This window comes from Streptomyces sp. NBC_01171 (assembly GCF_045039805.1).
GTDB lineage: Bacteria > Actinomycetota > Actinomycetes > Streptomycetales > Streptomycetaceae > Streptomyces.
In genome coordinates, this window is sequence record NZ_CP108609.1 from 2,182,013 (window position 1) to 2,194,846 (window position 12,834).

The following is a 12,834-nucleotide window of genomic DNA, read 5'->3' on the forward strand; positions in this document are numbered from 1 at the left end:
CGGGAGGTCCCCGCCGCCCCGCACCGGAGGTGATGACATGTCAGGAAGGCTGCTGCGCCTGGCCTGTACGGCAACGATGGCGGCGCAGGTCGCCCTCGCCCCCACGTCGGCGGCGGCCGCGCCGGAACCGGGACGCTCAGTGTCCAAACTCCTGACGGACCTTCAGGGGTTGTACCGCCAGACCGAGCAGGCCACCGAGACCTACAACGCCACCGCCGAGAAGCTGACCGCGCAGCGCGCCGAGGTGAAGCGGCTGGACCGTGAACTGGCAAGCGCCAGGCTGGCGTTGCAAGGCAGCCGGAGTGACGCCGGACGGCTGGCCCGCCAGCAGTACCAGAACAGCTCGAACTTCTCCGTATACGTCCGCGTGCTCCTCGCCCGAGACCCGCAGCAGGCGCTCGACGAGGGCCATGTCATCGGCCGCGTCGCCGGTGAACGCGCCGCCACCCTGGACCGGCTGACCGGCGCCGAGAAGCGCGCGGACACGCTCGCCAGAGCGGCCCGCAAGGCGCTGGACACCCAGCTCACCCTGGCCGAGCGGCAGAAGAAGCAGCGCGACGACGTGATGAAGCGCCTGTCCGAGGTGGAGCGTCTGCTCGCCTCGCTCACCCCGGAGCAGCAGACCGAGTTGTCCCGACTGGAGCAGGACGGGGTGGCCGAGGCACAGCGGCGCCTCACCGACGCCGGCACCCTCGGGGACGACGACCGGCCCGCCTCGGTGGAGGGCGGCCAGGCGGTCCGCTACGCCCTGGCCCAGATCGGCAAGCCGTACCGCTGGGGCGCGGTGGGCCCGGCGTCCTTCGACTGCTCGGGCCTGACCTCCCGCGCCTGGGCCCGCGCGGGCACCCCGATCCCCCGCACCAGCCAGGAACAGTGGGCCCGGCTCCCCCACGTCCCGCTGAACTCCCTGCGCCCCGGCGACCTGGTGATCTACTTCCCCGAGGCCACCCACGTCGCCCTCTACCTCGGCGACGGCAAGGTGGTCCAGGCACCCCGGACCGGCGAGACGATCAAGATCTCCCCCATCGCGGCCAACCCGGTCCTGGGCGCCGTACGACCCGACGCGGCCCCGCGCCGCCTGTGACAGGCGGGCACGGGGCCGGGGGTCGTCGGGACTCGAGCGCGTCAGGCGCCGGCGGCCACCGAGCCGACGTACGCCTCCGTCTTCGCGGGGTCGTAGAAGAAGTTCTCGAAGTCGGCCGGGTCGTTGAAGCCGTTGGCGAAGCGGTCGGCGACCGGCTGGAGCTGGCCGGCGGCGCCGATGAGGTTGAGGATGTGCTCCGGCGGCGGGGCGAGCATGGCGTTGGTCCACTTGGTGACGTGCTGGGCGGTGTCCCAGTAGCGGTCGAAGGTGGCCTTCATCCAGTCCTCGTCGAAGGGCTGGTCGCCGCGCTCCAGGATGGAGGCGAGGTAGGCGGCGGCGCACTTGGACGCCGAGTTGGAGCCCTGGCCGGTGATCGGGTCGTTGGCCACGACCACGTCGGCCACGCCGAGGACCAGGCCGCCGCCGGGGAGCCGGCCGATGGGGTTGCGCACGGTCGGCGCGTAGCGGCCCGCCAGGGTGCCGCCGGCGTCGGTGAGTTCGACCTTGGTGGCGCGCGCGTACTCCCAGGGCAGGAACTTCTCCATGAGTTCCAGGGTCAGGGAGAGGTGCTCGGCGGGGTCCTTGACGCCGTTGAACACGTCCAGCGGGCCGCCGGGTATGCCCTCCCAGAACAGGATGTCGGCGCGGCCGGAGGTGGTCAGGGTCGGCATCACGAACATCTCGCCGACACCGGGCACCAGGTTGCAGCGGACCGCGTCGAACTCCGGGTGCTCCGGCCGCGGGCCGAGCCCGTGCACGTACGCCACCGCGAGCGCGCGCTGCGGCTCGGTGTACGGGGAGCGCTCCGGGTCGCGGGCGAACATCGACACCAGCTCGCCCTTGCCGGCCGAGACCAGCACCAGGTCGTAGGTGCGGGAGAAGTAGTCGAGGTCACCGACGGCCGCGCCGTGGATGACGAGCTGGCCGCCGCGCTGGGCGAAGGTCTCCATCCAGCCGGCCATCTTGACCCGCTGGTCCACCGACTGCGCGTAGCCGTCCAGCCTGCCGACCCAGTCGATGGCCCGCTGGGAGGGGCCGGGGTCGAAGGAGCCGGGGGCGGCGACCGAGACGCCGAGCCCCTCGATCTTCGGGGCCTGGGACTCCCAGAAGTTGAGCTGGAGGTCACGCTCGTGCTGGAGGGCGGTGTCGAACATGCACTGCGTCGACATGACCCGGCCGGAACGGATCTCGTCCGCGGTCCGGTTGGACATCAGGGTGACCTCGTAGCCGTGCGACTGGAGGCCGAGGGCGAGCTGGAGACCGGACTGGCCGGCTCCGACGACGAGTATCTTCCGCATGCGGGGGTGTCTCCTACGGGGGGCTCTGGGCTACTCGGGGGTTACGTCGAGCGCGTGGCCCACCAGGGCCAAGAGGGTCTCGATCGCTGAGATCCGGCGCCGCGCATCCATGATCATGACAGGGATGTGTGCCGGTATGGTCAGTGCCTCCCGCACGTCCTCCGGCCCGAACATCTCGCTGCCGTCGAAGTGGTTGACCGCGACCACGTAGGGCAGGCCGCAGCTCTCGAAGTAGTCCAGCGCCGGGAAGCAGTCCTTGAGCCGGCGGGTGTCGGCCAGGACCACGGCGCCTATCGCGCCGCGCACCAGGTCGTCCCACATGAACCAGAACCGCTGCTGGCCCGGCGTGCCGAACAGGTAGAGCACCAGGTCGTCGTCGAGCGTGATGCGGCCGAAGTCCATGGCCACGGTCGTGGAGGTCTTGTCCGGCGTGGCGGTGAGGTCGTCGGTCTCCTCGCTCGCCTGGGTCATCAGCGCCTCGGTCTGGAGCGGGGTGATCTCCGAGACCGCGGTGACCAGGGTGGTCTTGCCGACGCCGAAGCCGCCCGCCACCACGATCTTCGTGGCGACGGGTGCCCGGCTGCGGTCCTGCTGCCAGGACTTCAGTTCCTCGACGGGCTCGGCCGGGCCGTCGACGAGGGGATTCCCGACGGGGGCGGTCGCGTCAGAGACGGCGGAGTCCACTCAGCACCCTTTCCAGCAGCGCGCGGTCCGGACGGCCGGTGCCGTGACCGGTCCCGGTGCCGTAAACACGGATCTTTCCCTGGTCCGCGAGGTCACTGAGGAGCACCCGGACCACGCCGAGCGGCATTCTCAGCAGCGCGGCGATCTCGGCCACCGTGCGCATACGGCGGCACAGTTCGACGATGGCGACCATCTCCGGCATGACGCGCGGAGCGGGGCCGTTCGCCAGTTCCTTGCGCTCCTCCGGGGCGTCGAGCGCCGCGGTGCTGGCCACGAACGTCTCCACCAGGAGGACGTGGCCGAAGCGGGTGCGGCCGCCGGTGAGCGAGTAGGGGCGCACGCGGGCGGCCTTGCGGTCGCCGCCGCGCGTGGGGAGCTGCGTCTTCTTGGCGATGGCGCTCATCGGACGCTCCCGCTCGGTTCGGACTCCATGGATTTCCGCAGCTCGCTGCGGAGCTCCGGGGTGAGCACGTGCCCGGCCCGGCCGACGAAGAGCGCCATGTGGTACGCGATCACGCTCATGTCGCACTCGGCGGAGCCGTGCACACCGAGCAGCGAGCCGTCACTGATCGACATGACGAAGAGGCTGCCCTCGTCCATGGCGACCATGGTGTGCTTGACCGAGCCGTAGTCCATCAGCTTGGCGGCGCCCACGGTGAGGCTGCCGATGCCGGAGACGATGGTGGCGAGGTCGGCGGCCGAGCCCCGGGGGCCCTTGGTGACCGGCCGGTCCTGCCGCTCCGCCTCGGCGCGGCTCGGGTCGGACGACAGCAGGAGCAGGCCGTCGGAGGAGACGACCGCGACCGACTGGATACCGGGTACTTCCTCGACCAGGTTGGTCAGCAGCCAATGCAGGTTGCGGGCTTCACTGCTCAGTCCGTAGGTACTGGGCGTGGTCAACTGCTTGCCTCCTCGGCGTGTCCCCCCGTGGACTCTTCGGCGTTCGCGCTGGTGGCGGGCCGCTGGTTCTGCGCCGTGTGCTCGGCGATCTCCGCTTCGACGTCGCGGTACCCGGCCTGCGCGCCCTGGCGGAAGCCGCCGAGCCTGCGGCGCAGGGCTTCGGCGTCGACGCCGGTGGCGCGCGGGCGGACCGGGGCCTCGGGCGCGGTGATCTTCGGGGTGCGCTTGGGCAGGCCCTTGCTCGTCAGCTTCTCCTCCGTCTCGTCCGGGGCGCGGTCGTGCGTGGCCTCGGCGGGGAGAGTGGCTGCGGGCTCGGGGGTGGCGGCCGTGTTCCCGTCGGCGGGGGCGGCCGGCGGGAGCAGCAGCTCCATCGTGGTCTCGGGGGCCGACTCCGGCGGTGCGGCGGGCACCGTCTCGGGCGGCAGTTCGCGGGTGGCCTGGCGCGGGATCACCGCGTCGGCGTCGGTCTTCTCGGCCTTCCCGGAAGCGGCGTTGTCCGCCACGGCCTTCTCGGCGAGGGCGACGAGCGGGTCGGTGCCCTTGGGACGGCCGCGCAGCACGTTGGAGTTGGCCTCGGCGTCGGCGCCGGGCAGGGAGAAGCTCTGCGTGGCGTCGGTACGGGTGGCGTGGTGCGGGACCGCGCCGGCCGGGGTCTCCGTGAGCAGCGACTGCGGCAGCACGACGACGGCGGCGACCCCGCCCTGCTTCTGCTCGCGCAACTGGACGCGGATGCCGTGCCGGTGGGCGAGCCGGGCGACGACGTACAGCCCGAGGCCGAGACCGTCCTCGCCCTCCTGCTCGTACGGCGACTCGGGGTCGAAGTCGGCGAGGCGGCCGTTGAGCCGCTCCATGCGCTCGGCGGCCATGCCGATGCCCTCGTCCTGCACCGACAGCATGACCTCGCCGGACTCCAGCAGCCAGGCGGAGACCTCGACGGGCAGGTCGGGCGGGGAGAACGAGCTGGCGTTCTCCATCAGTTCCGCCAGCAGGTGGGAGAGGTCGTCGGCGGCGAAGCCGGCCACATGGGCGTGCGGGGGCAGCGCGGCGATACGGACGCGCTCGTACCGCTCGATCTCGCTGACGGCCGCGCGGACCACGTCGACCAGCGGGACCGGGCCGTGCGCGGGCTGGATGTGCTCGGTGCCGGAGAGGACCAGGAGGTTCTCGCTGTGGCGCCGCATGACCGTGGCGAAGTGGTCCAGCTTGAACAGGGTGGCCAGGCGCTCCGGGTCCTGCTCACGCTCCTCCAGCCCCTCGATCACGGAGAGCTGGCGCTCGACCAGGCCGAGGGTGCGCAGCGCGAGGTTGACGAAGGTGCCGCCGATGCTCTCCCGCAGCCGCTCCAGCTGGGCGCTGGATTCGCTCAGTTCGGCGCGCAGCTCCTCGCGGGCGTCGGCCATCTTCTGGCGCTGGCCGACCAGGTGCTTGCGGTCGGCCTCCAGGGTGGCGACGCGCTCGTGCAGGGCGACGGCGTGCGCGTGCAGGGCGTTCACGGAGCGGACGACCTGGGCGAACTCGTCGTTGCGCCCGGTGAAGGCGATCGGCTCCTGCCCGGCGGGGTCCTCGGCGCCGGCCAGGCGGGCCGAGCCCCGGCGCAGCACGGAGAGCGGGCGGGTCAGGGTGCGGGCCATGGCGGTGGCGACGCCGACGGCGACCAGCATCAGGGCGCCGAGCACCGCGATCCGGATCTCCAGGCCGGTGACGTCGTCGTCCCGCAGGGTGGCGAGGCTCTGCCCCTGGCGCTCGTAGAGGGCGGACTCGGCGCCGCGCATCAGGTCGACGCGGGCGGAGAGCGCGGCGTCCAGCTTCTTGGGGCTGACGGCGAGCTGCCGGTCGCCGAAGGTGGGCTGGCCGGTGAGGAAGTCCAGGTACTTGTCGGCGGAGTTGACCTCCGGGCCGGTGACCGTGGAGTCGTAGGAGGTGACGGCCGCCTGGGGCGCGGTCTCGCGGAAGGTGGCGAGGCCGGCGTCGGCGCGCAGCCGGGCCCGCTGGGCGGCGGCGGTGAGCGCGTCGCGGCGGGCGGTGTCGGCCTGGGAGCTGCCACTGGTGGTGACGGGCAGGCCGGTGACCGGGCTGATCGAGGTGCTGGGTGTGGACGGGACGCTCAGCGCGGCCAGCAGCAGACCGCGCGCGGCGGCGGACTGCTGGACGGCGGTGTCCAGACCGGCGAGCGCGTAGGCCCCGGAGCCCGCGCGCGGGGGCGTCCGGTCGGCCAGCTCCTCGGCGAGCCGGTGCAGCTCGGTGATGGTGGCCGAGTACGCCTGGTGGGTGCGCAGCGCGTCGGTCTTGCCGGTCAGGGCCGCGCGGCGGACGGTGGCGATGCCGTCCAGCGCGGTACGCAGCCGGGACGGCAGGTCGGTGTCCGTGCGCAGGTCCTCGACCTGGCGGTCGACGCGGGTGCCGCGCTGCTCGGAGGGCGCCTTGGTCTTGGGGCGTCCGGCGGCCACGTAGGAGGTGACCTCGTCGCGCTCGTCGGCCAGCGAGTGGGCGAGCGCGAGGGCGTCCTGCGTCTCGTCCGCGAGCGTCACCAGCTTCTGGGACTCATGGAGGTCCCCGGAGGCGGTGAGCAGGGCGGGGGCGCCTGCCGCGGCTATGGCGGCGGCCACCACGGCCACGGCGACGATCAGCCGGTTGCGCACATGGGTGGGGCGTCCAGCGCCCACGGGGTTCTGCTCGGCGGTCCCCTCGGGGGCCGTCTGCCTGCCTGTGCGCCGAGGCCGCTTCATCTGCACCGGTGCTCGCAATCCTGAACTCGTCTACGGAAGGGCCGGGCGGCGCCCCCTCGTCTCGGTGCCAAGTGGTGCGGACACCCGGTTCGTGGTTCCCGACCCTCCCAGCGCCGGTGGGCAGTGGCCGCGCATCACCTGACCCGCCACCCGAAGGAGTGAACATCGGAGGGGAGTTGGCGGGCAAGTCGTGACGGCGCGCCGGACGCCCTTGCGCGGCGGGCCGGTTGGACGCGGGAAGCAGGCTTTGGCAATATTCGCCGCCACGCATTCCCGGACCATGCCAATTGCCGCCAATTCCGGCGTCTGAGCTGGGCGGTCACGCCGATCCGGGTGCGCACTCCGGCCGTTGCCCCGTCTCGTGAAGGGTTCGTGCAGACTGGCGGGGTGCGTACTGATCTCGTCTCGGAACCCGGCACCGCCGGCCGGCCCAACGAGGACTTCGCGGGGGTCGGACTACCCGCCTGCGGTCAGGGCGGTTGCGTGATCTTGCTGGACGGAGTGACACCGCCTCCGTACGCGCCGGGCTGCTCGCACCCGGTGCCCTGGTTCACCGCCCGGCTGGGTGGCGCGCTGACCGAACTGACCGTTTCCCACCGAGATCTGACGCTGGTCGAGATTCTCGGCCGGGCGATCACCCAAACATCGAAGGCCCATCTGACCACCTGTGACCTTTCTCACCCGCGTACGCCCCAGGCGACGGTGGTGCTGGTCCGCTGGTCGGCACGGACGGTCGAGTACCTGGTGCTCTCGGACTCCGCGCTGCTGCTGCGCGCCCCGGACGGCACCGTGACCCCGGTGCTGGACGACCGGCTGGCCAGGCTGCCGCGCGGGGCGCTGGCGAGCGCGGAACGGGTGGACGCCGAGCTGCGCAACAAGGAGGGCGGCTTCTTCACGGCCGCCGCCGACCCCGCCGTGGCCCGGCACGCGGTCACCGGCACGGTGCCGCGCGACTCGGTGCGTTCGCTGGTGGCGCTGACGGACGGCGCGGCCCGCTGGACGGAGAAGTTCCACGAGGGCGACTGGACGGCCCTGTTCGACCTGGTCGCCAAGGAGGGCACCCGTGCCCTGGTGGACCGGGTGCGGGAACTGGAGCTGGCGGACCGCGAGGATCGGGCGTTCCTGGGCCGCAGCAAGACCCACGACGACGCGACGGCCGTCCACGTGGAGCTGTGAAGGGCCGCCGGACAAACGGCTACTTCTCCGCGATGCCGTTCAACTCGTGCAGCAGCCGTGCGAGTTCGGCGACCTCGCGGCGGTCCCAGTGGGCGAGCTGGCTGACGTAGCGGGCACGGCGGGCCTCCCTGACCTGGCCCACCCGGCCCCGGCCGTCGCCGGTGAGGGTGACCAGCCAGGCGCGGCCGTCGGCCGGGTCGGGCTCGCGGGCGATCAGGCCGAGGTCCTCCAGGGCGCGCAACTGGCGGGACATGGTGGCCTTGCCGACGCCGATGTAGGCGGCCAGATCGGTGGCCCGCTGGGCGCCCTGCTCGTCGAGCCGGATGAGCAGCCCGTACGCGGCCGGTTCCAGGTCGGGGTGGACCTCGCGCGCCATCTCCCCCTGATTGGCCCGCGCCCGCCGCAGCAGCACGGTCAGTTCACGCTCCAGTGCCAGGAATTCCTGGTCGACACAGCGCGGCGCCACGGGTGCGGTGCCCTCGCCCGTACCGTTGTTCCCGTCCTCGTGCACCTCAGTACCCCTGCCCGGTTTCGCCGTCTGAAATTTTCTGCCGGACCCCGTCATCGCCGCAGCTCCGTCAGTATTTCGCAGGCGTAGACCAACGGCGGCATCCGGACCCTCTTCCCACCCCCGCATCTACGTGCGTAGCTTCTTGGACGGGCCCCTCGCGGCGGCCCGGCGCAACAGGCTCGTCGGTCATTTCCGGTCCCCCACTTTCACCCCGAAAGGCCACGCCATGCCCGTGCACAGACCCGGTCCCGCCCGCCCGCGCACGTCCGCCGTCCTGGTCACGGCCCTGCTCGGCGCGCTCAGCCTCGTCCTCGGCGTCCTCGGCGCCGCCCCCGCCCAGGCCGCGCCCCACCGCGGCGACGCCTACCTCGGCATGGGCGTCCTCTCCCACGACGGCCGCTCCGGCACCCCGGCCGGCACCAGGGTCGCCCAGACCGAGGGCGTCGACGTCTCCGGCCACCAGGGCAACGTCGACTGGGCCACGCTGTGGAACAGCGGAGTCCGCTGGGCCTACACCAAGGCCACGGAGGGCACGTACTACACCAACCCGTACTTCGCCCAGCAGTACAACGGCTCGTACAACGTGGGCATGATCCGGGGCGCGTACCACTTCGCCACCCCGGACACCACGAGCGGCGCGGTGCAGGCGAACTACTTCGTGGACCACGGCGGCGGCTGGTCGCGGGACGGGCGGACGCTGCCCGGCGTGCTGGACATCGAGTGGAACCCGTACGGCGACGCCTGCTACGGCATGGCCGGGGCCGCGATGACCAACTGGATCGCGGATTTCCTCAACACCTACCGGGCGCGCACCGGCCGCGACGCGGTGATCTACACGGCGACGAGCTGGTGGACCCAGTGCACGGGCAACACCCCCGCCTTCGGCGCGGTCAACCCGCTGTGGATCGCCCGGTACGCCACCGCGCCGGGCACGCTGCCCGCCGGCTGGGGCGTGCAGACGATGTGGCAGTACACCTCCTCCGGCCCGACGGTCGGGGACCACGACAAGTTCAACGGCGCCCTGGACCGGGTGCAGGCGCTGGCCAACGGCTGAGCCCTCCGCGCACGCGAAAGGCCCGAGCCCCCTTCGCACAGGGGACTCGGGCCTTCGCCCTTCTCAGGCCGCGACCGGCACCTCCGCCACGCCGGCGGGCGCGAGGGCCAGCTCCAGCACCTGGCGGACGTCGGTCACCGCGTGCACGTCGAGCTTCTCCAGCACCTCGGCCGGGACGTCGTCCAGGTCGGCCTCGTTGCGCTTGGGGATGATCACGGTGGTCACCCCGGCGCGGTGCGCGGCGAGCAGCTTCTGCTTCACCCCGCCGATCGGCAGCACCCGCCCGGTGAGCGAGACCTCGCCGGTCATCGCCACGTCCGTGCGGACCAGCCGGCCGGAGAGCAGGGAGGCCAGCGCGGTGGTCATGGTGACGCCCGCGCTCGGCCCGTCCTTGGGGACCGCACCCGCCGGGAAGTGGATGTGCACACCCCGGTCCTTCAGGTCGGCCACCGGCAGCTCCAGCTCGGCGCCCCGGCTGCGCAGGAAGCTCAGCGCGATCTGCGCCGACTCCTTCATCACGTCACCGAGCTGACCGGTCAGGGTCAGCCCCGCCGCGCCCGTCTCCGGGTCGGCGAGCGACGCCTCGACGTACAGCACGTCGCCGCCGGCGCCGGTGACCGCGAGCCCGGTCGCCACACCAGGCACGGCGGTACGGCGCTCGGCCGGGTCCTGCGCGGACTCGGGCACGTGGTGCGGACGGCCCACCAGAGCGCGCAGGTCCTCCTCGCGGACGGTGAACGGCAGTTCCCGCTCGCCCAGTTCGTGCTGGGCCGCGACCTTGCGCAGCAGCCGCGCCACGGTCCGCTCCAGGGTGCGCACGCCCGCCTCGCGGGTGTACTCCCCGGCGAGCTTGCGCAGCGCGCCCTCCTCCAGCGCGACCTCGTCGCCGGTGAGACCGGCCCGCTCCAACTGGCGCGGGAGCAGGTGGTCGCGGGCGATGACGACCTTCTCGTCCTCGGTGTAGCCGTCGAGCCGGACGATCTCCATCCGGTCGGCCAGCGCCTCCGGGATCGCCTCCAGCACATTGGCGGTGGCGAGGAAGACCACGTCGGACAGGTCGAGTTCGACCTCCAGGTAGTGGTCCCGGAAGGTGTGGTTCTGTGCCGGGTCCAGCACTTCGAGCAGGGCCGCGGCCGGGTCGCCCCGGAAGTCCGAGCCGACCTTGTCGATCTCGTCGAGCAGCACGACCGGGTTCATCGACCCGGCCTCCTTGACCGCGCGGACGATACGGCCGGGCAGAGCGCCGACGTAGGTGCGCCGGTGGCCCCGGATCTCCGCCTCGTCGCGGACACCGCCGAGGGCGACCCGGACGAACTTGCGGCCCATCGCGTGCGCCACCGATTCGCCAAGGCTCGTCTTTCCGACACCGGGCGGCCCGACCAGCGCCAGCACGGCACCGCCGCGCCGTCCGCCGATCACACCGAGGCCGCGCTCACCGCGTCGCTTGCGCACCGCGAGGTACTCGGTGATGCGCGCCTTCACGTCGTCCAGACCGGCGTGCTCGGCGTCCAGGATCTCCTTGGCGCCCTGGATGTCGTACGCGTCCTCGGTCCGCTCGTTCCACGGCATCTCCAGGACGGTGTCCAGCCAGGTGCGGATCCAGGAGCCCTCGGGCGACTGGTCGGAGGAGCGCTCCAGCTTCTCCACTTCCTTGAGCGCGGCCTCGCGGACGTGTTCGGGCAGGTCGGCGGACTCCACGCGGGCGCGGTAGTCGTCGGACTCCTCGGCCGCGTCCGGGCCGTCGCCGTTCAGCTCGCGCAGCTCCTTGCGGACCGCCTCGAGCTGGCGGCGCAGCAGGAACTCGCGCTGCTGCTTGTCGACGCCCTCCTGGACGTCCTTGGCGATGGTCTCGGCCACGTCCTGCTCGGCGAGGTGGTCGCGGAGCTGCTGGGTGGCCAGCTTCAGGCGGGCCACCGGGTCGGTGGTCTCCAGCAGCTCGGTCTTCTGGTCGGTGGTGAGGAACGGCGAGTAACCGGAGTTGTCGGCGAGCGCGGAGACGTCGTCGATGGCCTGGACCCGGTCCACGACCTGCCAGGCGCCGCGCTTGCGGAGCCAGGTGGTGGCCAGCGCCTTGTACTCCTTGACCAGGTCGGTCACCTGGCCGGGCAGCGGGTCGGGCACCGTCTCCTCGACCTGGGCGCCCTCGACCCACAGCGCGGCGCCGGGGCCGGTGGTGCCCGCGCCGATGCGCACCCGGTGGCGGCCCTTGACCAGGGCGCCGGGGTCGCCGTCGGCGAGTCTGCCGACCTGCTCGACGGTGCCGAGCACGCCGGTCTTCGCGTAGGTGCCGTCGATGCGCGGGACCAGCAGCACCTTGGGCTTGCCGGACTCCGCACGCGCGGCGGACTGGGCGGCCTCCACGGCGGCCCGGATCTCGGCGTCGCTCAGATCCAGCGGAACGACCATGCCGGGCAGCACGACCTCACCGTCGAGCGGCAGCACGGGCAGGACGAGCGTGAACTCCATGGACTCACCCGACTCAGCAGCCATGATCTCCCCTTCGGCAGTCAACTTGAGTAACACTGACTCAATGCTCCTGAGTGGTTCAATGTTCCCCGAACGTCGTTCGCTCTGGGCGAACGAAGACTCGCCGGACGGGCGGGGCAGGATGTCGGGCATGACTGCCACGCACGACAGCGCCGCGGACACGGTGGTCCTGGACCGGCGCGAGGGACCGTACGGGGAGGTGGCGCTGCGCCGCAGCGGGGCGCTGCTCCAGATCATCGCCAACGGGTGCTTCCTGATGGACACCTCCGACGGCCGCTCGGAGCGGCTGCTGGTGGACGCGGCGCGGGACGCGCTGGACGACCGCCCGGCGCCGGAGGTGCTGATCGGCGGGCTCGGCGTCGGCTTCTCCCTGGCGCACGCGGCCGCCGACCCCCGCTGGGGACGCATCACCGTGATCGAGCGCGAGCCCGCCGTCATCGACTGGCACCGCACCGGCCCGCTGGCCGAGATCTCCGCCGAGGCACTGGCCGACCCGCGCACGCGCGTCGTGGAGGCGGATCTCGTCGATTTCGTCAATGAGACATCCGACACGTTCGACGCGGTGTGCCTCGACATCGACAACGGTCCCGGCTGGACCGTCACGGAGGGCAACGAAGGGCTCTACACACCACGCGGACTCGCCGCGTGCGCAAGGGTGTTGAGGCCCGGCGGGGTACTGGCGACGTGGTCGGCGCAACCCTCTCCGGAATTTGAAGGAACCTTGCGGAATGCCGGGTTCCGACAGGTGCGTACCGAAGAGGTCCCCGTTGCCCGTGGCGTTCCCGACGTGGTCCATCTCGCCGTCCGACCTGGATAGCGACGGCCCGGCGTGTCCCCGTAATGTGCAGCGTGACGCGGATCATTCAAGCGTCAATCGCAGTCATGGGATCACCCCACGGATTCCGGAAAGCAAC

Annotated in this window: 11 protein-coding genes; 4 read left to right on the top strand and 7 right to left on the bottom strand. The window is 72.2% G+C overall.

The features are described from left to right. Positions 1–37 precede the first annotated feature (37 nt). Positions 38–1,084 (top strand): NlpC/P60 family protein, encoded by a 1,047-nt coding sequence (locus OG448_RS09880; protein ID WP_405552860.1) that lies wholly within the window; start codon positions 38–40, stop codon positions 1,082–1,084. A gap of 41 nt (positions 1,085–1,125) precedes the next feature. Here OG448_RS09880 and OG448_RS09885 read toward each other — a convergent pair whose 3' ends face one another. From OG448_RS09885 to OG448_RS09905, 5 genes are read right to left on the bottom strand one after another with little or no spacing between them, the layout of a single operon-like run. Further along, entirely contained in the window at positions 1,126–2,382 is a 1,257-nt protein-coding gene (locus tag OG448_RS09885; RefSeq protein WP_405552861.1) for a styrene monooxygenase/indole monooxygenase family protein, read from the bottom strand. 30 nt (positions 2,383–2,412) lie between these two features. Then, positions 2,413–3,066, bottom strand: a complete 654-nt coding sequence (locus OG448_RS09890) for a GTP-binding protein (RefSeq protein WP_405552863.1) — start codon at positions 3,064–3,066, stop codon at positions 2,413–2,415. Beyond that, positions 3,047–3,469 carry a DUF742 domain-containing protein gene (locus OG448_RS09895; RefSeq protein ID WP_086695167.1) on the bottom strand — a complete coding sequence of 141 codons (423 nt, stop codon included), beginning with the start codon at positions 3,467–3,469 and terminating at the stop codon, positions 3,047–3,049. Before OG448_RS09895 ends, OG448_RS09890 begins: the two co-directional genes overlap by 20 nt. Further along, positions 3,466–3,966, bottom strand: coding sequence for a roadblock/LC7 domain-containing protein (locus tag OG448_RS09900; protein WP_405552865.1), 501 nt, complete (start codon positions 3,964–3,966; stop codon positions 3,466–3,468). The genes OG448_RS09895 and OG448_RS09900 overlap by 4 nt, the downstream gene beginning before the upstream one ends. Continuing rightward, a complete protein-coding gene (locus tag OG448_RS09905; RefSeq protein ID WP_405552867.1) occupies positions 3,963–6,698 on the bottom strand; it encodes a nitrate- and nitrite sensing domain-containing protein in 2,736 nt (911 codons plus the stop codon). The genes OG448_RS09900 and OG448_RS09905 overlap by 4 nt, the downstream gene beginning before the upstream one ends. Positions 6,699–7,079: 381 nt before the next feature. Between OG448_RS09905 and OG448_RS09910 the strand changes: the two genes are divergently transcribed. Continuing rightward, positions 7,080–7,868, top strand: a complete 789-nt coding sequence (locus tag OG448_RS09910; protein ID WP_405552869.1) for a protein phosphatase 2C domain-containing protein — start codon at positions 7,080–7,082, stop codon at positions 7,866–7,868. A gap of 19 nt (positions 7,869–7,887) precedes the next feature. Here the strand turns inward: OG448_RS09910 and OG448_RS09915 are convergent, their stop codons facing one another. After that, on the bottom strand, positions 7,888–8,379 hold the full coding sequence (locus tag OG448_RS09915; protein ID WP_405552870.1) for a MarR family winged helix-turn-helix transcriptional regulator: 492 nt from the start codon (positions 8,377–8,379) through the stop codon (positions 7,888–7,890). Between the two features lie 226 nt (positions 8,380–8,605). On the opposite strand from OG448_RS09915, the gene OG448_RS09920 reads away from it, so the two are divergent. Further along, on the top strand, positions 8,606–9,433 hold the full coding sequence (locus tag OG448_RS09920) for a lysozyme (RefSeq protein ID WP_405552871.1): 828 nt from the start codon (positions 8,606–8,608) through the stop codon (positions 9,431–9,433). A 63-nt stretch (positions 9,434–9,496) separates the two neighbouring features. Here the strand turns inward: OG448_RS09920 and lon are convergent, their stop codons facing one another. Further along, positions 9,497–11,923: an endopeptidase La gene (lon, locus tag OG448_RS09925; RefSeq protein WP_405552873.1), complete on the bottom strand. Its 2,427-nt coding sequence runs from the start codon at positions 11,921–11,923 to the stop codon at positions 9,497–9,499. A 127-nt stretch (positions 11,924–12,050) separates the two neighbouring features. Here lon and OG448_RS09930 point away from each other — a divergent pair, with 127 nt between their 5' ends. After that, positions 12,051–12,737, top strand: a complete 687-nt coding sequence (locus OG448_RS09930) for a spermidine synthase (protein WP_405552875.1) — start codon at positions 12,051–12,053, stop codon at positions 12,735–12,737. Positions 12,738–12,834 lie beyond the last annotated feature (97 nt).